Here is a 19,633-nt window from a genome sequence, read left to right on the forward strand (position 1 = left end):
AAGTTTTTGAACAAATTGCTTCTAAAATCACCCATCAGGCCTGCTTATTCTTCGCATTTTGACATTTTCTAGGCATCGTTTCCTATACGCGCCTTCCCATCGCTTTCATTAATATAGCTGGCCGCTGATTCATAACGCATGCTAGAACGTTATATAGTAGAAACATCGTATGATTAGCTTGCCCGCATGCTTCAGCATGACCAAATGGGATTATGATGTAACACGTTTGACTGTATGGTTACTTTCCTATTATCATTAGAGGTACAACAATAGACTCAATGCCAGAAGTTGGCGTTAGCGAAAGTTATTATAATAGAAGATAATTATTTTTATATATGTTCAGCGAATGGGGGAATTAACATGTATCGTATCGGAGAGCTCTCGAAGCTTGCCCAAATCAGTCCGCGTACCATCGATTATTACACTTCGATCGGGCTTATCGAGCCTGCGGAGCGTTCAGCCAAGAACTATCGCCTCTATTCTGACGAAACCTTAGTTCGTTTGGCACGTATTGAACAGATGAAAAAGGACAAATATACATTAGATGAGATCAAGGCTGCAATCGAGGGCTGGAGCAAAATTACACCGGAAGAGCAAGTGTCGCAGAAGCTAACCGATCTACAGCATCATATAAGCCAGTTGGAACGTGAAGTAAAGGAATTGGAGCCGGTGCTTAAGAAACTCAAACCAAGGCAGGCAAACCACCTTTATACGCGTCTCATGCCACAAACAGCAGCTTGCATCGAAGCACTTATGCTTATTATTAATAAAAGCTCCCTCATGTAACGTCAGATCTCATCCTTGAAACGGAGGAATGACTCAATGACTTTCATCTACATTCTTATCATACTCGCTTTTGTATTAACGATTTGGGCTCAATTTCGGGTTAAAGGGACGTTTAAGAAATGGACATCCGTCCAAGTAAACAGCGGATTAACAGGCTATCAAGCAGCAAGGCGAATGCTCGATTCAAATGGATTGCACGATGTTCCGATCGAGCCCGTGCGCGGAACGCTTACCGATCATTACGATCCCATTCACCGTGTAGTCCGCCTCTCGGAGCCTGTGTATTACGAAAATTCAATATCTGCTATTTCCGTCGCTTGCCACGAAGTAGGTCATGCCATTCAGCATGCTGAACATTACCCAATGCTCGTACTAAGGCATCGCATTTTCCCTGTCGTGAATTTCGCTTCAGGCATCGCGCCTTTTCTCTTTATTGCAGGAATACTGTTCTCGGCCTTAAACTTAATCGGACTTGGAATCATTTTCTTCTCCGTAGCAGTTGCTTTCCAAGTCATTACTCTTCCTGTAGAGTTTAACGCCAGCAATCGTGCACGGGACATAATGGTTGCCGAGGGATTCATCACGAATGACGAGGAGCGCGGCGTCGCCAAAGTGCTGAACGCGGCAGCTTTAACCTATGTAGCAGCTGCCTTACTCTCCCTTTTAGAGCTCGTGAGGTACATTTTGATTTTTGTAGGCGGCAGTCGCCAGGAATAAGTTATCGCTAAACAAAGAGGAGCTTCTCCCCAGTCAGCAATGACCGGTAGGAGAAGCTCTTTTTTCTTTCTGTATCCATTTATTCTTTCGTGTTATTGAAATAGCGAAGCAGGAAGCCATGAAATACCTTGGCAACAAGCGGCAGCTTCTCATTAGAGCGGCGGATAAGACCAATTGTTCGGGTTACCTGAGGCTCAGTCACGCGAACCTTAGTTGCCTGCAGCGGTCCAGTGTAGTGCAGAGCCATCTCCGGCAATAGACTAACTCCCATTCCTGCCGCTACCAAGCCTCGAATCGTATCCGTCTCTTCGCCTTCAAATCCAATTTTCGGCGTGAATCCTGCCTCCTGGCACGCATCCCACACGATCGGCCTAAGCGAGTACCCTTCGCTAAACAGCACGAACGTTTCATGCTCAAGCTCCTTTAACGCAATGGACTGCTCGCTCGACAGCCGATGCCCTGGCGGCAGAATCGCATACAGCTCCTCCGTCAGCAGCACTTCACCGCAAACGAATTCATGCTCATTCGGAAATGGAGAGATAAATGCCAAATCAATTTCACCTTTGATCATATCGCGAATGAGCGACGGATACATCCCCTGCTTGAATCTGAACTTCACATTAGGATGGAGCTTGCGAAAGGACGCCACAACCTGCGGAATTAATGAAATGCCTAAGCTATGCGGAAATCCGAGTCTGATTTCGCCTTTTTCCGGATCTAGAAACTCATGTATTTCAATAACCGCACGCTCCAAATCCGCCAATATAACCTCGGCCCGCTTCAGAAAAAGCTGTCCGACTGGCGTGAGCTGCAGATTTCTTCCTTTTTGAACGAATAATTTGACACCCAGTTCTTCTTCCAGCTGATGAATTTGACGGCTTACTGCCGATTGAGCAACATGCAGCTCTTCTGCCGCCTGCGTCACATGCTCTTTTTTTGCTACCTTGACGAAATAATGAAGCTGACGAAGTTCCATACCGGTTAGTTTCTCTCCCGTACATACGTAGTTTTCATGAGTATCGCTGATTTCTTCGTGTCTTTACGCGGTCAAACACATTATAAAGCAGGAAGCCTGCAAGCGCACCTCCGACATGTGCCCACAAATCAATACTTGGGACAAGGAACGAGTAAATCACGCCGAAAATAAGAATGGTGTATACCGTCTTGCGCGAGCTCTCGTCGAGCTGTGATTTACGGAACAGCGATATACACAGAAACGCTCCATAAACGCCGTAAATAGCACCCGAGGCACCTACACCTATATGTGCTTCAGGATCTTTCTCCAGCACATTGACTAGCGCGCTCATCGCATTGCCTCCGATGCCGCAAAGCAAATAAAAAATGAGATATTGGACATGCTTCAACCGATGCTCAAGCGGCGGCGCAAACACGAGCAAGGCAAACATGTTGAAAAGCAGATGCTCTATGCCTGAATGCATAAACATTGATGTTACGTATCGCCAAGGCTCCTGCAGACCAAACGGATCGATGGAGACATCCGTCGCGAACGCTCCGAAACGATAAGCATGATAAGCTGCATTCGGATTGCCATTCAAAGCCACAACGATAAAATAGACAATATTTAACGCTATAAGCGTTGAAGTAACGGGATATAGCTTCAAATAAGAGCGAAAGCTCTCATACCGTAAGAAGATCATAGGATCATCCCTTTTCTATCCAACAATTGGACAAGGTCGTTTCAAAACGATTATAATGAATCAAGTATTGACCATAATTATAGAGGAGGAAATACTTCAATGACACAAGAACGCAATGGTGCTGCTACTTTCAAGGGCAATCCGATCACATTAGTAGGACCAGAACTTAAAGCGGGCGATAAAGCTCCTGATTTCAATCTCAACAAATCGCTTGTCGAGAACGTATCCCTTAACGACTACTCGGGCAAAGTGAAGCTGATTAGTGTCGTGCCTTCCATTGATACTGGCGTTTGCGATGCGCAAACTCGTCGTTTCAATGAAGCTGCCGGTTCACTTGGCGATAATGTTGTCGTCTTGACCGTAAGCGTAGATCTTCCTTTCGCACAAGCACGCTGGTGCGGCGCTGCTGGAATCGATAAGGTCGTATTGCTATCCGACTACAAAGCTCATAGCTTTGGCGAAGCTTATGGCGTATACATCAAAGAGCTTGGACTTGACCATCGCTCAATCTTCGTTATCGATGCTAACGATACCATACAATATGTTGAATATTTGCCTGAAATGACGGAGCATCCGAATTACGAGCAAGCAATTGATGCAGTTAAAACGCTTCTGTAGAAACCACGCAACGGCTTCATACTCATGATTGCAAACAAAGCGAGTGAAGGCTACCCTTCCTCGCTTTGTTTATTGATTAACTATTCACTTTGAACGCGGCTAGCTTCTTATCAAGTGTACGGTACAAATCCAGAATAACTCTGTAATTAGAACCAAGATCCCCTAACGAGCCACGGGATGCTGAATAAATATCGACTGCAGATTGCAGCGGATTCACGCTAATGACGGAAACCGTAATGTCCATCGTCCTTCCGAATGCCGTGCGCTTCTCGAGCACAATTTCCCCAACGGATTGCACCTCGTGCAGCACCTTATAGCCTTGCATCTTCTTAAGAGTCGAAATCACTTCATCCCAAGCCTTGTCCTTCGAAAGCTTGTAGAAATGAGATTTGAGCATTGGATCCTTGGCTCTGTCCCCAGTCTGTTCATGACTGCGCAGCAGCCCGATCAAGGTCCGCTTCAACAACAACGATCTCCCCCTCCGGCATCTATGTACATTACTCTATATGATACCATGATTTGTCCAATGAAAAAAGAGCTATCACTGGATTTAACCAGCGAATGCTCTTAATTTGAAGATGGAACCCGCCTATGCCGTCCGACTCACATGTTTCTGAACCCGCTTACGCAGGTGGGTGACCGCAGAACCGCTTTTGAGATCCCCTTTCGGGGGCATGTCAGCTACGCTTCGATATTGGTCTCCCGTGAAACAGCCATTGGTTCAAAACAGCGTAAAGCCGTAACGAGCATCGCAGGAGGTATTGCTATTATAGACTTATCAAACGAAAAAGTAAACTTCTTGCCGCTGTTATTTATTGGCGCCGTTCGAATCGTCTTTTACCAAGTCAATCCGATCAAGCTCAGCAGCTTTCTCCGCTTCTTCTTCCTCTGCAAGCCTTGCTTTCTCCGCTTGATCCTGCAGCTTCTGATAAATTAAATGGAAATTCCAGAATGCCAGGTAAGCGATAATGCTGCCCATAAAAAACGGAATGAGAAACGTAAATCTCGTACTGAAGTACATAACCGCACCGCTCATAATCGCGGTTGACAACGAACGGAATGGTTTGCCGATAGTGATCAGCACAGCGTTCTTCAGCAATTGAAACGTTTTCATGTGATAATGGACAAGCATCGAGAAAAAGTTAAACAGGGATACGACTAAAAGGACTAAAAACGCGATAAAGATGTATGACAGCAAATTTAATTGTTCACGATAAACGATAAAGTCAACAATCATTATTGCAAGCAATATCGTGTAAATGATACCGCCAAGCATACTTTGTTTATAGTTCTCTTTGTACCCGCGGAAAAACGTTTTGAAGAGCCCTACGTCAGTTTCACCCATAACCCACTTGCGCGCAACGGCAAACATAGCTGCCGTAGCCGGAAACAATGTAAAGGGAGCAACAACCGCCATGGCTATAAGAGCAGAATACACTTGATTGACATCCTGCGACAAAACCAATCCCCATGCAAAGAACACGAATGGTATGGAGCAGGCAAGCCACAACACATTAATAACCGATAACCTCATAATCCATTCGGATATTCGGTAAAATCCACCCATTAGCCCTCTTGGTTCCATCGGATCTGCCTCCAGAAAAGTAAAATTACTCCTACAGACTACCATACACTGGCAAGCGTAAACGGCTGTCGCCGTCCTCTGTGGCAAAAGCAGTCGTTTCGCGGAGATATATAAGCACATTTATGTGAAAACATATAAGTTCTTATATATGAACAAAACCGCTCGCTTCCAAGCACCCTAGGCTAACGTCAAACGGCAGAAACCTAACCGCACAGGATCATTGCTTAAATATCCTGATGTGAAGCCGATACGGAGGTCGCCTGATGAGCAGCGAAGGCCACGGCTTGTCCAAAAATAATAAAAAACCGAAGTCGAACGGATGCCCGTTAGGGATCACGGACAACCTCGGTTTTTTCAAAAATAAAGGTGACTGACGCTAAGTTAGTTGTTCACGTAACCGTCAGAAGAACTTTTCGGGCGACGGTTCTCTGGGCGACCTTCACTTGGCCGTTTACCAGCATATCCGCCGCTGCTTCCGCCGCGCGATTCATAACCGCCACGCGAGCTTCCGCCCGTGCTGCTTCCGCTGCTGCGTCTGTCATCGCGACCACGGTATCCACCGCCGCCGCTTCCGCCAGTGCTGCTGCTACTGCTGCTGCGATTGCCGCCGTATGACGACGAACCGCTGCGGTTGAATGGACGTCCATTGGAACGAATGTCCGGCTTGCGTTTTTTGGCGCGAAGCGGATCTTCCGGCGTCAATTCAATTTCCACGTTTTTCTTCTCGCCTGTCAGCAATTTGATTGCTGCCGAAAGCAAGTGAACGGAATCATATTGCTCAAGCAATTGAATCGAAATCGCTTTGTATTCGGAGAACTCTTCATTCTGAACGACTTCAAGAAGACGTTCAGCAGTTACGCGTTGTTTGCCTTCAATCGCTTCTGCGATGCTTGGAAGCGGCTTGCGGTTCATCTTCTGGCGCGTAACTTTCTCGATGAAGTGTAGGTGATCCGTTTCACGAGGTGTAACGAATGACCATGCAGTACCCTCTTTGCCTGCGCGTCCTGTACGGCCGATACGGTGAACGTAGCTCTCCGGATCTTGCGGAAGGTCAAAGTTGATAACATGGGTTACGCCGGATACATCAAGACCGCGCGCAGCAACGTCAGTTGCCACTAGTACGTCGATGCTGCCGTCACGGAATTTACGCATTACGCTATCGCGTTGGTTCTGCGACAGGTCGCCATGCAAACCGTCAGCTGTGTAGCCGCGTTTTTGAAGTGCTTCGCTAAGCTCGTCAACCCGGCGTTTTGTACGGCCGAAGATGATCGCAAGCTCAGGAGATTCCATATCAAGCAAACGGCTAAGCGCTTCGAACTTTTGACGTTCATGCACTTCGATATACGATTGCTCGATTAGTGGAGCAGTGATTTGTTTCGGGATAACCGAAACATGCTCCGGGTTTTTCAGAAACTGCTGTGCAAGCCTCTGAATGTTAGCCGGCATTGTTGCTGAGAACAGCATCGTGTGACGCTCGTCTGGCACTTGTTTCAGGATCGATTGGATATCTTCCATGAATCCCATGTCAAGCATTTCATCCGCTTCATCCAAAATAACCGTTTGAACGTCTTCAAGACGAATCGTCTTACGGTTAATATGGTCAAGCAAACGACCAGGCGTACCGATAATGATTTGTGGCTTTTTCTTCAATGCACGGATTTGACGACCAATTTCTTGACCGCCGTAAATCGGCAACGAGCGAAGGCCTTTGTATCGAGTCAACTTCCCGATCTCGTCTGCCACTTGAATAGCGAGTTCACGGGTTGGCGTCATTATTAATGCGACAATGCGTTCCTCGCTTGTCGGAATTTTGTTAATGAGCGGAATTCCGAATGCCGCTGTCTTTCCTGTACCCGTTTGTGCTTGGCCAATTAGATCTTGCCCTGCCATAGCAATAGGGATCGCTTTGTCTTGAATCGGGGTAGATTCCTCGAATCCAAGTTCGGTAATTGCTTGCAACACTTTCGGTTCCAAGCCAAATTCAGCAAATGTTTTCAAACTTTTCTCAAACTCCTTTTATCTGCAGCCTACTTAAGAATATCCAAATCATTATAGCACACATTCAGTCATGAATACCAGTAAAGCAAAGAAAGGCATACTAATGATGGCAATATGTTCAAAACAATATGTCGGTTGCATTGGAGCGATTGTAGTGAATCCGCATTCCCTTCGTTACCTCATCACGGTACCGGTCATGACTCTCGGCGCCTTCTTTATCGCGCTAGGCTTCAATCTTTTCCTCATTCCTCACCAGCTGCTGAGCGGCGGCATTTCCGGTATATCCATGATGATCGGTTATTTAACCGGCGGGAACATCGGCTGGCTTTATTTTATCCTAAATATGCCTGTACTCCTGTGGGGCTGGTTCGCCGTTGGCCGACGCTTTATTATGTGGAGCGTCTTCACGGTTGGAGCTTCTACCCTTTTCCTGCAACTCGTTCCCGTTGTGAAAATCGTCGATGATATCGTGCTCGGGGCTGTATTTGGCGGCATCATCATCGGCTTCGGCAGCGGACTTGCCCTGCGGTATGGGGGATCCTCGGGAGGCTTCGACATCATCGCTTCGATTGTGACCCGCAAACGCGACTTGCCAGTCGGCATGATTATTTTTATTCTAAACGGGGCGGTTATTGCGATATTGGTTATCTTTACAAAGAATTGGGATTTAGCGTTATATTCGCTCGTTTCGATTTTTTCTGCCGGTAAGGTAGTAGATCTGATCCATGTTAGGCATATTAAATTAACAGCCTTTATCGTAACAACAAAGACCGAAGAGCTGCTTGCGAAGCTGCTCTCGCACCCTCGCGGCATTACGGTAATAAAGACGCGCGGGGCATACTCCTCGGTTGATCGCGATATGCTGATGACTGTTAGAACGAAGTATGAATTAGCTGAGCTTAGCAAAACCATTACGACGATCGACCCGCGTGCTTTCATTAACATCGTGGAGACAGTCGGAGTCATTGGCGACTTTTCCAAGCCAAAAGACTGAATCATATACGCAAGTATGGATTTTCCGCTGTATCCCTATGTTTTTGAAAATGATCCTGATATAATGTTTGTATCCCGTAGCTTTGGTTTCTTGCCATATGATTTCCCCTAAACATTCGATATGAAAGGGTGAGGCTCAGGTGGATATGGAAACGGTCAAATTGTCTCAAATTGTAGAGAAGCTTGCCCCAGAGCTTAGTCCTTTTCTTACGAAACGCGAATTGGACATCAGCATTGTGCTGCGTGACGGACTCTCCTTGCTTGAGCCCGCAGACGCAATGGAAATTGTGCAGCACAGTATTTGCAATCAGCAGAGAGAAGCTTTGTTACAATGACAATGCGGGACACACGGATTATGTATGCGCCAGTCGAGACAACCTCGACTGGCTTTTTGTTTATTTTCAGGGTGAAAAAAAGCAGTAAAATCAGAGCTTAAGACCAATGAAACCGCATAATATTTCATAAGACTTCAAAAAGTTAATGACCGGGGCCCATTATCTGCTTTATAATTTATACAGAATAGCTAACGGGGAGAGAGCAAAATGGACATCATCATTTCAACTTTGCTGCTGCTGTACAGCTTGCTCACTGGAAGCGGAGAGCATAGCGCCGCAGCCAAGCAGCTCGCGATTGCATACTTAAATTCCGCGGCTGGTCACACGATCATACAACCCAATCAAACAGGTACGGGAAATAATCCTGGTGGATCCACAAATGAGAACGCGGTCAAAAAAGATCCTCAGCCGGAAACACCGCCTATCAAGGGGATTTATGTGACAGCTCATAGCGCAGGCGGAGCACGTATGGAGACGCTGCTTAAACTGCTTGACGATACGGAGCTAAACAGCATGGTTATTGATATTAAAGATGACAACGGGTACATTACATATCCTACTGCGACGCCGGAGCTTCAGGAGGTTGGCGCATCTAAGAAATACATTCGAGATATTAATGAATTAATGCAGACGCTGAAGAAGCATGACATTTATCCGATCGCGAGAATCGTCGTCTTTAAAGATACGGTGTTAGCCCGCAAACAGCCTGAGCTCTCCTTCCTTCACCAGGACGGAACGATATGGAAAAACGGCCGCGGAGAAAGCTTCGTTAATCCGAACCGCAAGGAAGTATGGGAATACAACATCGCGGTGGCCAAAGAAGCAGCCAAACTCGGATTCAAAGAAATTCAATTCGACTACGTGCGGTTCCCCGAAGGCTTCGAGAACAAAGCTTCGTCGCTGACCTATACCCAATCCGAGCTAAGCCGCGTTGACGCGGTAGCCGGATTTGTTAAATATGCGCGCGAGCAGCTCGAGTCCCTTGGCGTTCGTGTTTCGGTCGATATTTTCGGCTATGCTGCATCGGTACCTGCCGCTGAAGGAATCGGTCAAGACTTTGTGAAAATATCCAACGACGTTCATGTCATTTCACCTATGGTCTATCCAAGCCATTACAGTACCGGCTGGTTTAAGCAAAAGGATCCCGATCGCAGTCCTTATGAGACGATTAAAGGAGCAATGACGGATACACATAAAAAACTAGACCCGACAAAAGATTTGAAACCGATTATCCGCCCTTGGATTCAGGACTTCACAGCAAGCTGGCTAGGCAACGGCCATTACATGAAATATGGCAAAGCCGAGGTCGAAGCCCAGATTAAAGCGCTCAAGGATACTAACGTTAACGAATATCTGCTATGGAATGCAGGAAACAAATACACGCCTCAAGTCGATTATAAGTAATCAGCTTCCACGCAGAAACGAAAAAGTCCACCGATGCCTTACCGGCACGGTGGACTTTTTTTGCAACTAAAGAAAACTATTGGGATAAACGTAGAGCAAGCTCATACATGTTCATGTCGAACGGCTTCTTCGTATTTACGACGGTATCGATATCAGTCGTTACCAGCTCGCCGCGAATGATGCCGCAGGCTTTGCCGGAATCGCCAGCCATTAGCTGCCTTACTGCAAAGTCGCCTAGCTTGCTCGCCAATATACGGTCAATGGCGGTCGGCGTTCCCCCGCGCTGGATGTGCCCAAGTACGGTTACGCGCGGCTCGATACCGCTGTTAGCCGTAATCTGATGCGCGACTTCCTCGCCTTTTCCAGCACCTTCAGCTACTACGATGATACTATGGCGTTTACCTTTAGCGAAATTGTTCTTCATGCGTTCTGCTACTTCGGTAAGCTCAAACGGTACCTCTGGCACTAGAATGGTCTCTGCACCGCTGGCAAGTCCGGCATGCAGCGCAATATCGCCGCAGTGACGGCCCATAACCTCAACGATAGACGAACGCTCGTGCGAGGACATCGTATCACGGATTTTGTTAATCGCGTCTACGACAATGCTTACCGCCGTATCGAAGCCGATCGTAATATCGGTAAACGGAATATCGTTGTCGATCGTTCCCGGAATCCCCATCGTTTTGATACCCAGCTTGCTTAGCTTGTTCGCTCCTTGATAGGAACCGTCTCCACCGATAACGACCAAGCCGTCGATTCCTCTAGCGCGAAGAACCTCCGCCCCGCGCTGCTGGCCTTCAGCCGTCATGAACTCCTTGCATCTTGCCGTTTGCAGAATGGTTCCTCCGCGCTGGATGATGTCGCCGACACTGCGCAAATCCATTTGGCGCAAGTCGTCGTTAATAAGACCTTGATAACCGCGTTGTACGCCGTATACATCTAACCCATGGAACAGAGCGCTCCTTACGACAGCCCGTAGGGCTGCGTTCATTCCTTGCGAATCTCCTCCGCTTGTCAGTACTGCGATTGATTTGACTGCAGACATGGTTCATACCTCCACATTGTTTATTTATAGTTAAGCCTGTTGCTTCCGAATCCAGATGCTGTTTATTAGGAAAAACAATCGCGTTAACGGACTATTCTTCATTAGCTTCTTCGATACATCTTTGACATCCGCCTGATGGCGAACCTTCGGGTCTGACAAATATAAGGCGAGTAGCCCTTCTATAATCAAACGATGAAAACGGGAAGCAGGCAGCTGCTTCACATCCTCACGCGCGCGGTTCACAATAGTGCCGATGCGCTCAACAAGCAGACTTTCATTCGCGTAGTAATTGCAAAAATTAAGGTCTCCGCCTGCAAGGTCCTCTTCTTGATCGATTAAGTAATCAAGCAATATATGAAGCCCGCAAACATGCGGGAAATAAATATTGCGGATGGTTGAAGCATCCTGTTCGGATAACCGCTCCTCACTCGCCGCTAGAAACAGCATGAACATGCCTAGCGTAGAGCCTGTTGCCGCAGCAAATTCATTCCATTGCAAGTCGGGATATTGCTCGCGATGCAGCTCCCACCAGGCAAGCAAATGTTCTTCCCGCAAGTCCTTGTGAATATGCTTGTACACCTGCAGATCAACGTACAGGCATACCAGCTCGGTTATATGCTTTTGGACGCTCCTGTAAGAGGGCAGCCGATTGATCTGGGCTTGGCATAGCCGAACCAAATGGTGCAAGTAGCCTGCATCGTCGTTTTCGCTGCGCAACGCGTAATAATCCTGAAGCGTAGCTTCCGGATTGACAGCATCGAGCATGGATTGATGCAGCAGTCGAAAATCGTCTGGATCCAGCGAAGTGCTTCGATCGCATAAATTGTCTAAGTAGTCGCTAATGGTTTGGAGTGCGACGATCAATGGAATAAGCACATGCCTATGCTCCAAGTTCGCGGCTGCATAAACGCCTCCGCCTTGGCAGTGGAATTTCTTGCTATCCATGCTGCTTATCGCTTGCGTGCGCAGCTCTTGATCCGGTATCCGCTCCGCGAGCTCGCGGAGCTTCGCAAGCTCAAGCTCTACCTCGGGAAGCACATACTTATACACGCGGTGCATGAGCTTCAGAGGACTCTGGGGCACCCGATTTCCAGATAATGTTCTCAATCTCATGATGCACCTCTCCTCTAAATCACGTTCATGAATGCCGGCGCGACTCCAATTGCTGGTCGATACGATACCAAATGTGTAGATCGTTAATCCTACTTGCATAATCGGCAATTTCATAGTTTAGTATACAGGACCGCTCAAAGCTCTCTTCATCGAAGAGCTCAAGCTGCTTGCGGTTGATATGATGCTCAAACTCCATCACCCTGTCAGGAATCGTCCCCCGGATTAGCTCCCATTGCGAAATAATTACTCGCTGCTCACTCACTTCATACTGCTCCCATTCCATCTCCAGCACGGGAAGACGGATCCGAAGCCGTTCATTCCATTCAAAACGAAAAGCGCTCATTGTGAACCTCCACCTCTAAATGTATCATCTCAGCACATAATAATCCAGCTTCAAATCACATTGGTCGGAATACTAATCCGTGCTATACTGGTAACCATATGTTTATGACAGGGACGGAGTGAGCTTTATTAGATGGACACAACTGAGTTAGCAGGCACAGAGCGCTCCTCTACGGCACGCAAAGAAACATTTTCGTTACGCCTTTACAGCTTTTCCGCTTATTCCACGGCAGCTATGGTCGTTTCCTTTATCCCCTTGTACTTCTTGGACAGGGGATTCTCAGAGCAGCAAATTGGCATTATCTACTCGACGGGCCCTTTCATTTCCATATTCGCCAATATCATTCTCGGAATGGCGAGCGATAAATTCAGGACCATAAAGAAGCTTCTTATGCTGCTGCTTTTCGGACAGCTTGTCATGATTTCACTTTTGTTTCCCATTGAAAATTTTGCGCTTGTTTGTCTGGTTATGATGGGCTTTTATTTTTTCCAGACGCCGATTAATCCGTTAAGCGACAGCTTATTGCTGCTTTCCAGCTCATATACGGGAACTCCTTACGCTTTGGTGCGGATATTCGGTTCGCTCGGCTTTGCCGTAACCGCTTATACATTCGGGCTTATACTGAAAGAAATCGGCTCAGCCTGGACTCTTCCGCTCGCCCTATGCACGATAGCAATTACGCTGGCCCTAACAACCAGAATTAGAGACTACCAGGGAAGCGCGCGAAAAATTGATTTTTCCGGATTTTTCAAGCTGCTTCGTCAGCGCGATGTTCTGCTGTTCTTTCTCATTATTCTGACCATCTCGATTCCCCATCGCATGTATGAAGGCTTTCTCGCTGTCACGATGCGCCAAATGGGGGCAAGCGATTCACTAGTAGGGCTAGCATGGCTCGTATCTGCCTTGAGCGAAATCCCTATCCTGTTTCTGCTCGGCAAATACGGCCATAAGTTCAAGGAGCTCCCGCTTCTCATGATCGCGTCCATCATGTATGCGATTCGTTTATGGCTGCTCAGCGATATTCAAGATCCGCGCTGGGTCATCGCTACGCAGGCTATGCACAGCATTTCGTTCGGCATCTACTTCTCGACCGCTCTCCGCTATCTTTCGAGGCTTATACCCGATGAGTACCGCGCATCCGGCCAAGCGGTCTATGCCGTTGTTTGGACGGGCCTTGCCGGCGTCATTAGCGGCATGTTCGGCGGTTATGTCTATGAGCATTTTGGCCGGGAAACGTTTTTCAAAATGGGTGCGGGCTTCGCTATTGTTGCAGCCGCCGCTTTCCTTGCCCGTTATTACTTCAGCCGCTCCGAACGATAATTGAATGACTCATGCAAAAAGCAAAAAGGGCTGCCAAGCACGTTGAGTGACCAACGTGCTTGGCAGCCCTTTCGGATGATTGCGACGATCATTTATTCTGCGAATTCGAAATTCGTATAAACGTCCTGCACATCATCGTTATCTTCGAAAGCGTCCATCATCTTCTGCAGCTTGTCCGCATTCTCGCCTTCTACTTTAATCATGTTCTGCGGCAGCCAACGAACACCCGCGTTCACGAAAGTAAAACCGTCCTTCTCTAGCGCATTCTTCACTTGCTCGAACTCATGCGGATGCGTCAAAATCTCAAAGCTGTCTTCGTTCACGACAACATCCTCCGCACCTGCGTCCAAAGCGATCATCATCATCGAATCCTCGTCCGTCTCATGCGCTTCACGGTCTACGACAAGCAAGCCCTTATGATCGAACATATAAGCTACGCAGCCGCTCTCGCCCATATTGCCTCCGCGTTTGTTGAATGCGGAACGAACATCTGCCGCTGTGCGATTCCGGTTGTCTGTCAAGCATTTCACCATAATGGCAACGCCGCCCGGCCCGTAGCCCTCATACATAATGTCGTCATATTCGACGCCTTCGCCTGCACCTGCAGCTTTTTTAATCGCACGCTCGATATTGTCATTCGGCATTTGCTCTGCGCGCGCATTCGTGATTGCGGTTTTCAGTCCAAAGTTTGCGTCCGGGTTCGGTCCACCTCTCCGCGCCTGGACGTATATTTCACGCCCCAGCTTGACGAACTTGTTATTTTTAGCCTGGTCGGCCTTACCTTTACGGTCCTTGAACAATTTAAATTTCATTATGCTCGCTCCCCTGACAAAGTTTCCAAGCTACAGTTTATCACCGCAAGCAGCCCTTGGTCAATGAAAGCGACGGGAAGCGGCCGTTTCGAGCGGCTCTGCAAATAAGAAAGAGCCCTCTGCTTGCCAGAGGGCTCCCTTTCATCGTTTATTCGCACATTGATCCTATAGTTTCGTGACGTTGGCCGCTTGCGCACCGCGGTTGCCCTCAGTAATGTCGAACTCGACCGCTTGCCCTTCATCCAAAGATTTGAAACCATCGCTCTGAATAGCTGAGAAATGCACGAATACATCTTCTCCGCCCTCTGTTTGGATAAAGCCGTAGCCTTTCTCCGCATTAAACCATTTAACTGTTCCTTTCAATTAAACAACCTCCTAGATATGACCGCCGCTTCGAAGCGGCGAGTAAAATTATTATAGCGATACAACAATCAAAAAGCAATTAAAGGGAAACCTTCAAATATTGGCTGGATCCGGGAATAAAAGGGAGGTGGGATGGGCATAATTCAGCACTTCCCCCGTTCTCCTTTATTGTATGCAAGAGCTGCTCCAGCCCAGGATACGGCTCCCAGTTCAACGACAGCAGCGGATAGATCCGTATCTGACCGCCTGGTTTGCAAATGCGCATGAGCTCCTTCATTGCTTCTATGTGAAATTCCGTTCCGAATTGGTCTGCATACAAAAACATGAAATGGCTACACAAAATCAACGAAAACCGATTATCTGAATACGGCAGCTCGGGAAGCTTGCCTGCCGCATACCGGTGCTTATTCATGCTATCTCGAACACTTTCTTTAAACCGTTCGATTGACGTTACTCTGCCCGCCCTATGCTGATCGATAGAGCCGTAATAGCTCCAATCGAACCGCTCCTGCAGCTTAGCGAGCTTAGCCGTCGAGGTTTCGATCTCCTGCTCAGCCTCCGAGATCCACTCTTCAATGCCCTTGTCGTAACGTGGATCAACCGCAAATGCGCGATACCCTCTAGCATTCGCATCCGCAGTAAAGGATGAACCTCCTGCTGCGACGTCAAGCATCTCTCCCCGCTCCAAATCAACAGGCTGCAGATCAAACATCCGCACATACTCATCGTAGCCTCGGCATGTCATAGCGACGCCGACTTGTTCATAGCCTTGTTTGCCCATTCTTGCACGCTCCTCTGCTCGTCTCATCTCATCTAAAACTCAGCTCAGCCAGCCTTCTTCTAACGGCGCCATATTGATTACCGCCGCCATAATGGCTATGATGATAAGAATACCATAATTAACTACTAAAAGGGTGGAAACTCACATGTTCAAGAAATACGAAATTTACAAAACCGACAAATACAATATGCTGACGGTTGAGGTACAAGGCAAAACGCTTATCGTTCGAGAAATTTCCGATCAGTGGGGCGAAGATACGCATACGTTCATCAGCCGTCCTGAAATGATGCATTGGGCACAAAACCGCTTCCGCGCCACTGACTTTGTTGGACGGGAAGAAGAGCTCGAAGCCATTATGGCTGCGCTGAAAGAAGTGTAACATCAGCGCTTCATCAAAGGCAGCATATGGTAAGAAGAAACGCATGAAGGCGTCCCTTCTATTGACGCCATCGTTTCGGCGAAACGTATAGAGAGAGTATGAACTAAATCATATCCACTCCCATACGCCGAGGTGAAACGGCTATCGTCGTCCTTAAGCGGCGCGGCGCGTTTCATTCCGAGAAATATAGAGAATGTATAGCCTAAAGATATACTTTCCTATATTGGACATAACGTAACGTATTTGCGCATAGGTACCATTATTGCGCTGCCTTTTACAGCCAGACTAGTGTCAGGAGGATCTGTCCGCAAATGGATGCTACAGCTTCAGTCATTTTTATTATCGCAGCCTTCTCGCTCGGAGCAATCGTGATTATGAAGCGCGACTCCTTGCCCCCTGGCCTGCGCCGGGGACTTGCACTCGTTTCCATCGCATTTATTGCGTTTGCGTTTTTTCTAATCGTTTATGCATTTTTTACGATGGGCTCAGCTTAGAACGCAGGCAGCTGAATATTCAGAATCACGTACGGACATAGTAGAAACAAATTGTGTCCAGAGGTGAATAATGGATGAAATGGCTTCCCCTGCTCCTTGCTTTAAGCCTCGTACCGGGCGCCGCTGCCTCCAAGCATGCCGCTGCCCTTACCGAGAATGCCACACCAACCTTAACCATACCTAGGAGGAATTCGATGAATCACGTACTGAAACGATCTGAATCCGCACCTGAGACCCGCTGGAAGCTTGAAGACATCTACGAAAGCCAAGCGGCATGGGATAAGGAATATGCGGAAGCGAAAGCATTAATCAAAAAAATTCCGGAGTTCCAAGGCAAGCTCGCCGACGTCGCTCAGCTCAAAGCATGTTTTGAGCTGGAGGATGAGCTGTCCATGCTCGTAGAACGGCTTTATGTATACGCAAATATGAAGCATCATGAGGACACGGCTGAAGCAGCCTTTCAATCCTTATCGGATAAGTCCAAAAAAATCAGCGTAGAATCAGGCGAAGCGCTTTCGTTCATAACGCCTGAGGTGCTCAGCCTATCCGACGAGAAGCTCGAAGCCATTATTTCGGATGAATCGGTAGCTAAATTCCGCCACACGCTTGAAGAGATGCGCCGCCAGAAGGCTCATATTTTATCCAAAAACGAAGAAGCGCTGCTTGCGCAGGTTGGCAATATCAGCTCTGCTCCCGGTACGGTCTTCAGCATGCTGAACAATGCCGATTTGAAATTCCCAAAGGTAAAGAATGAAGAAGGCAACGAGGTTGAGCTGACTCATGGCAGTTACATACAATTTCTCGAAAGCAAAAACCAAGACGTTCGCCGCGAAGCGTTCAAAGCGGTTTATGATACGTACGGCAAGCTGAAAAATACGTTAGCGACTACCTTGACTTCAAATGTCACCAAAAATATATTTTACGCGAAGGCGCGCAAGTATGACTCCGTACTGGATATGTCCCTGTATGGCGACAACATTCCGCAGTCCGTCTATACGAATCTCATTGATACGATTCATAAACATCTTCCGCTTATGCATCGCTATATGGAGCTTCGGAAGAAGCTGCTAGGGCTGGATGAGCTTCATATGTACGATCTGTTCGCTCCGCTTGTAGACGAGTTCAAGATGGACATCACGTTCGAGGAAGCGAAAAAAACGGTAAGCGAAAGCTTGAAGCCGCTCGGCGAGGACTATCTAAACGTGCTGCAAGATGGCTTCGACAACGGTTGGATCGACGTATATGAAAACGAAGGCAAACGCAGCGGCGCTTACAGCTGGGGAGCTTTCGGCACGCATCCGTATGTCTTGCTCAATCACAAGGACAACTTGAACAGCATGTTTACGCTGACGCATGAAATGGGTCATGCCCTGCACTCCCATTACTCGGATACGAATCAAAATTACCGTGACGCGCAATACACCATTTTCTTGGCCGAGGTTGCTTCGACGCTTAATGAAGCGCTATTGATGGACTATCTATTAGCCAAATCAACGGACGCGAAAGAAAAAATGTATCTGCTCACCTATTATGCCGATCAATTCCGCACGACCGTATTCCGCCAAACGATGTTTGCTGAATTCGAGAAAATCATCCATGAGCGCTCTGAGCAGGGCGAATCGCTGACACCTCAGGATCTTAGCCAGATTTATTACGACCTTAATGTGCAATATTACGGTCCTGGCATGGTTATTGATAAGGAAATCGAGATGGAATGGGCGCGCATTCCTCATTTCTACAACAGCTTCTACGTCTACAAATACGCAACGGGCTTCTCTGCGGCAACAAGCTTCTCCAAACAAATATTGGAGGAAGGTCAGCCAGCAGTCGATCGTTACCTAGGTTTCTTGAAAAGCGGCGGCAGTGACTTCTCGATTAATATCCTGAAGAAAGCCGGCGTTGACATGTCATCCCCGGAGCCGATCGAGCAGGCAATGAGCGTATTCGAAGAGCTGATTGGACAGATGGAGCAATTAACGAAATAACGAAAAAACGAAAAAACGGAACACCTTTTCACAAGCAAGGCCGCCAAGCATATTGGTGGTCTTTTTCACGTGTTGCAACTTTTCGGCTAGTGTTGCCGTCCTCATTACTAGTAAATTCATACATAATTGTATTTCCGCGCTCCGCTAGATTGCCATACGATCTCTCAAGGAGGCTCTATGAAAGCAAAAAAAATAATCGCAGCGCTACTCGGAATTGCACTCGTTCTATGCGTATTGGAGTACAAGGGCATCATATGGCATAACAGTTTGTTTGCTATGAAATATGAGGTTAGGGGACTCGATGTCTCCCATTATCAAGGAAAGGTGAACTGGACTGCGGTTGCCGATACGAATAAATATCAGTTCGTCTATATGAAGGCGACGGAAGGCCATGATTATGCCGATGACCGTTTTGCGCAAAATTGGGAGCGTGCCAAAGAAAACGGATTTCTGACGGGTGCTTATCATTTTTTCTCAACGAGAAGCAGCGGGGCGGAGCAAGCCGAGCATTTCATTAGCATCGTTCCTGTAGAGAAAGGCAGCATGCCTCCGGTCATCGATCTCGAAATCACATTGAACCATGATCCAGCGGTTATTGAACGAGAGCTTAAATCGATGATCGGCATGCTTGAAGCTGTGTATCATCAAAAACCCATTCTCTATGTTACGTATGATACTTACAACCAATATACGGCCACCGGATTCGAAAACTATGAAATCTGGATTCGGGATATTGTGAAGCACCCCGCTTTGAAAAACAAGCAGGAGTGGCTGCTTTGGCAATATTGCAATCGCGGGAGAGTAGATGGAATTGACGCATACGTCGACATTAACGTGTATAACGGCACTCAAGCGGATTTTGATTTTAGATTTCGAAGATCAGCTCGTTAATCAGAACAAAAAA

At 47.4% G+C, this 19,633-nt stretch carries 22 protein-coding genes and 1 other RNA gene; 11 read left to right on the forward strand and 12 right to left on the reverse strand.

Annotated features, from left to right (window positions below; genetic code table 11):
• Positions 1 to 360 precede the first annotated feature (360 nt).
• Complete coding sequence (locus FHS16_RS06020) at positions 361 to 786, forward strand: MerR family transcriptional regulator (RefSeq protein ID WP_183559944.1); 426 nt, start codon at positions 361 to 363, stop codon at positions 784 to 786.
• A 36-nt stretch (positions 787 to 822) separates the two neighbouring features.
• On the forward strand, positions 823 to 1,503 hold the full coding sequence (locus FHS16_RS06025; protein ID WP_183559946.1) for a zinc metallopeptidase: 681 nt from the start codon (positions 823 to 825) through the stop codon (positions 1,501 to 1,503).
• 79 nt (positions 1,504 to 1,582) lie between these two features.
• On the opposite strand, the gene gltC is transcribed toward FHS16_RS06025, so the two are convergent.
• A complete protein-coding gene (gene gltC, locus FHS16_RS06030; RefSeq protein ID WP_183559948.1) occupies positions 1,583 to 2,479 on the reverse strand; it encodes a glutamate biosynthesis transcriptional regulator GltC in 897 nt (298 codons plus the stop codon).
• 34 nt (positions 2,480 to 2,513) lie between these two features.
• Positions 2,514 to 3,161 carry a rhomboid family intramembrane serine protease gene (locus FHS16_RS06035; protein ID WP_183559950.1) on the reverse strand — a complete coding sequence of 216 codons (648 nt, stop codon included), beginning with the start codon at positions 3,159 to 3,161 and terminating at the stop codon, positions 2,514 to 2,516.
• Between the two features lie 99 nt (positions 3,162 to 3,260).
• Between FHS16_RS06035 and tpx the strand changes: the two genes are divergently transcribed.
• Positions 3,261 to 3,779 (forward strand): thiol peroxidase, encoded by a 519-nt coding sequence (gene tpx, locus FHS16_RS06040; protein ID WP_183559952.1) that lies wholly within the window; start codon positions 3,261 to 3,263, stop codon positions 3,777 to 3,779.
• A gap of 76 nt (positions 3,780 to 3,855) precedes the next feature.
• On the opposite strand, the gene FHS16_RS06045 is transcribed toward tpx, so the two are convergent.
• From FHS16_RS06045 to cshA, 4 genes are all read right to left on the reverse strand, one after another.
• On the reverse strand, positions 3,856 to 4,248 hold the full coding sequence (locus tag FHS16_RS06045; protein WP_376769655.1) for a DUF1499 domain-containing protein: 393 nt from the start codon (positions 4,246 to 4,248) through the stop codon (positions 3,856 to 3,858).
• A 109-nt stretch (positions 4,249 to 4,357) separates the two neighbouring features.
• Positions 4,358 to 4,540, reverse strand: a non-coding RNA gene (gene ssrS / locus FHS16_RS06050) — 6S RNA.
• A gap of 47 nt (positions 4,541 to 4,587) precedes the next feature.
• On the reverse strand, positions 4,588 to 5,364 hold the full coding sequence (locus FHS16_RS06055; protein WP_183559954.1) for a YesL family protein: 777 nt from the start codon (positions 5,362 to 5,364) through the stop codon (positions 4,588 to 4,590).
• A gap of 381 nt (positions 5,365 to 5,745) precedes the next feature.
• Positions 5,746 to 7,362: a degradosome RNA helicase CshA gene (gene cshA, locus FHS16_RS06060; RefSeq protein ID WP_183559956.1), complete on the reverse strand. Its 1,617-nt coding sequence runs from the start codon at positions 7,360 to 7,362 to the stop codon at positions 5,746 to 5,748.
• A gap of 196 nt (positions 7,363 to 7,558) precedes the next feature.
• Here cshA and FHS16_RS06065 point away from each other — a divergent pair, with 196 nt between their 5' ends.
• The 3 genes from FHS16_RS06065 (at position 7,559) to FHS16_RS06075 (ending at position 10,094) form a co-directional block, all read left to right on the forward strand.
• Positions 7,559 to 8,356, forward strand: coding sequence for a YitT family protein (locus FHS16_RS06065; RefSeq protein WP_183560499.1), 798 nt, complete (start codon positions 7,559 to 7,561; stop codon positions 8,354 to 8,356).
• Positions 8,357 to 8,501: 145 nt separating this feature from the next.
• Positions 8,502 to 8,690, forward strand: coding sequence for a hypothetical protein (locus FHS16_RS06070; protein WP_183559958.1), 189 nt, complete (start codon positions 8,502 to 8,504; stop codon positions 8,688 to 8,690).
• Between the two features lie 207 nt (positions 8,691 to 8,897).
• Entirely contained in the window at positions 8,898 to 10,094 is a 1,197-nt protein-coding gene (locus FHS16_RS06075) for a putative glycoside hydrolase (RefSeq protein WP_183559960.1), read from the forward strand.
• Between the two features lie 76 nt (positions 10,095 to 10,170).
• Here the strand turns inward: FHS16_RS06075 and pfkA are convergent, their stop codons facing one another.
• The 3 genes from pfkA to FHS16_RS06090 are packed head-to-tail and all read right to left on the reverse strand — an operon-like array spanning position 10,171 to position 12,595.
• Positions 10,171 to 11,139 carry a 6-phosphofructokinase gene (pfkA, locus tag FHS16_RS06080; protein WP_183559962.1) on the reverse strand — a complete coding sequence of 323 codons (969 nt, stop codon included), beginning with the start codon at positions 11,137 to 11,139 and terminating at the stop codon, positions 10,171 to 10,173.
• Positions 11,140 to 11,169: 30 nt separating this feature from the next.
• On the reverse strand, positions 11,170 to 12,252 hold the full coding sequence (locus FHS16_RS06085) for a tetraprenyl-beta-curcumene synthase family protein (RefSeq protein WP_183559964.1): 1,083 nt from the start codon (positions 12,250 to 12,252) through the stop codon (positions 11,170 to 11,172).
• Between the two features lie 25 nt (positions 12,253 to 12,277).
• Entirely contained in the window at positions 12,278 to 12,595 is a 318-nt protein-coding gene (locus FHS16_RS06090; protein ID WP_183559966.1) for a hypothetical protein, read from the reverse strand.
• Between the two features lie 132 nt (positions 12,596 to 12,727).
• Between FHS16_RS06090 and FHS16_RS06095 the strand changes: the two genes are divergently transcribed.
• Positions 12,728 to 13,915, forward strand: a complete 1,188-nt coding sequence (locus tag FHS16_RS06095) for an MFS transporter (RefSeq protein ID WP_183559968.1) — start codon at positions 12,728 to 12,730, stop codon at positions 13,913 to 13,915.
• Positions 13,916 to 14,007: 92 nt separating this feature from the next.
• Here FHS16_RS06095 and FHS16_RS06100 read toward each other — a convergent pair whose 3' ends face one another.
• From FHS16_RS06100 to FHS16_RS06110, 3 genes are all read right to left on the reverse strand, one after another.
• Complete coding sequence (locus tag FHS16_RS06100) at positions 14,008 to 14,727, reverse strand: YebC/PmpR family DNA-binding transcriptional regulator (RefSeq protein WP_183559970.1); 720 nt, start codon at positions 14,725 to 14,727, stop codon at positions 14,008 to 14,010.
• Between the two features lie 165 nt (positions 14,728 to 14,892).
• Positions 14,893 to 15,090: a cold shock domain-containing protein gene (locus FHS16_RS06105; RefSeq protein WP_053376915.1), complete on the reverse strand. Its 198-nt coding sequence runs from the start codon at positions 15,088 to 15,090 to the stop codon at positions 14,893 to 14,895.
• 79 nt (positions 15,091 to 15,169) lie between these two features.
• On the reverse strand, positions 15,170 to 15,871 hold the full coding sequence (locus tag FHS16_RS06110) for a class I SAM-dependent methyltransferase (RefSeq protein ID WP_183559972.1): 702 nt from the start codon (positions 15,869 to 15,871) through the stop codon (positions 15,170 to 15,172).
• A gap of 145 nt (positions 15,872 to 16,016) precedes the next feature.
• Between FHS16_RS06110 and FHS16_RS06115 the strand changes: the two genes are divergently transcribed.
• The 4 genes from FHS16_RS06115 to FHS16_RS06130 all read left to right on the forward strand — a co-directional run bounded on the left by FHS16_RS06115 (position 16,017) and on the right by FHS16_RS06130 (position 19,620).
• Positions 16,017 to 16,250 (forward strand): hypothetical protein, encoded by a 234-nt coding sequence (locus FHS16_RS06115; protein WP_183559974.1) that lies wholly within the window; start codon positions 16,017 to 16,019, stop codon positions 16,248 to 16,250.
• A gap of 311 nt (positions 16,251 to 16,561) precedes the next feature.
• Complete coding sequence (locus tag FHS16_RS06120; protein ID WP_183559976.1) at positions 16,562 to 16,744, forward strand: hypothetical protein; 183 nt, start codon at positions 16,562 to 16,564, stop codon at positions 16,742 to 16,744.
• A 194-nt stretch (positions 16,745 to 16,938) separates the two neighbouring features.
• Positions 16,939 to 18,729: an oligoendopeptidase F gene (gene pepF, locus FHS16_RS06125; RefSeq protein WP_376769659.1), complete on the forward strand. Its 1,791-nt coding sequence runs from the start codon at positions 16,939 to 16,941 to the stop codon at positions 18,727 to 18,729.
• Between the two features lie 177 nt (positions 18,730 to 18,906).
• Positions 18,907 to 19,620, forward strand: a complete 714-nt coding sequence (locus tag FHS16_RS06130; RefSeq protein WP_183559980.1) for a glycoside hydrolase family 25 protein — start codon at positions 18,907 to 18,909, stop codon at positions 19,618 to 19,620.
• Positions 19,621 to 19,633: the final 13 nt, after the last annotated feature.

This window comes from Paenibacillus endophyticus (genome assembly GCF_014192395.1).
GTDB classification, from domain to species: Bacteria; Bacillota; Bacilli; order Paenibacillales; family Paenibacillaceae; genus Pristimantibacillus; species Pristimantibacillus endophyticus.

Excerpts from the sequence above, each read along its gene's own strand:
- tpx (WP_183559952.1), top strand. The coding sequence starts at position 3,261 with ATGACACAAGAACGCAATGGTGCTGCTACTTTCAAGGGCAATCCGATC.
- FHS16_RS06090 (WP_183559966.1), bottom strand. The coding sequence starts at position 12,595 with ATGAGCGCTTTTCGTTTTGAATGGAATGAACGGCTTCGGATCCGTCTT.
- FHS16_RS06070 (WP_183559958.1), top strand. The coding sequence starts at position 8,502 with ATGGAAACGGTCAAATTGTCTCAAATTGTAGAGAAGCTTGCCCCAGAG.
- pepF (WP_376769659.1), top strand. The coding sequence starts at position 16,939 with ATGAATCACGTACTGAAACGATCTGAATCCGCACCTGAGACCCGCTGG.
- FHS16_RS06025 (WP_183559946.1), top strand. The coding sequence starts at position 823 with ATGACTTTCATCTACATTCTTATCATACTCGCTTTTGTATTAACGATT.
- FHS16_RS06095 (WP_183559968.1), top strand. The coding sequence starts at position 12,728 with ATGGACACAACTGAGTTAGCAGGCACAGAGCGCTCCTCTACGGCACGC.
- FHS16_RS06110 (WP_183559972.1), bottom strand. The coding sequence starts at position 15,871 with ATGGGCAAACAAGGCTATGAACAAGTCGGCGTCGCTATGACATGCCGA.
- FHS16_RS06055 (WP_183559954.1), bottom strand. The coding sequence starts at position 5,364 with ATGGAACCAAGAGGGCTAATGGGTGGATTTTACCGAATATCCGAATGG.
- FHS16_RS06100 (WP_183559970.1), bottom strand. The coding sequence starts at position 14,727 with ATGAAATTTAAATTGTTCAAGGACCGTAAAGGTAAGGCCGACCAGGCT.
- FHS16_RS06085 (WP_183559964.1), bottom strand. The coding sequence starts at position 12,252 with ATGAGATTGAGAACATTATCTGGAAATCGGGTGCCCCAGAGTCCTCTG.
- FHS16_RS06075 (WP_183559960.1), top strand. The coding sequence starts at position 8,898 with ATGGACATCATCATTTCAACTTTGCTGCTGCTGTACAGCTTGCTCACT.
- FHS16_RS06120 (WP_183559976.1), top strand. The coding sequence starts at position 16,562 with ATGGATGCTACAGCTTCAGTCATTTTTATTATCGCAGCCTTCTCGCTC.
- pfkA (WP_183559962.1), bottom strand. The coding sequence starts at position 11,139 with ATGTCTGCAGTCAAATCAATCGCAGTACTGACAAGCGGAGGAGATTCG.
- FHS16_RS06020 (WP_183559944.1), top strand. The coding sequence starts at position 361 with ATGTATCGTATCGGAGAGCTCTCGAAGCTTGCCCAAATCAGTCCGCGT.
- FHS16_RS06065 (WP_183560499.1), top strand. The coding sequence starts at position 7,559 with ATGACTCTCGGCGCCTTCTTTATCGCGCTAGGCTTCAATCTTTTCCTC.
- gltC (WP_183559948.1), bottom strand. The coding sequence starts at position 2,479 with ATGGAACTTCGTCAGCTTCATTATTTCGTCAAGGTAGCAAAAAAAGAG.
- FHS16_RS06035 (WP_183559950.1), bottom strand. The coding sequence starts at position 3,161 with ATGATCTTCTTACGGTATGAGAGCTTTCGCTCTTATTTGAAGCTATAT.
- FHS16_RS06115 (WP_183559974.1), top strand. The coding sequence starts at position 16,017 with ATGTTCAAGAAATACGAAATTTACAAAACCGACAAATACAATATGCTG.
- FHS16_RS06130 (WP_183559980.1), top strand. The coding sequence starts at position 18,907 with ATGAAAGCAAAAAAAATAATCGCAGCGCTACTCGGAATTGCACTCGTT.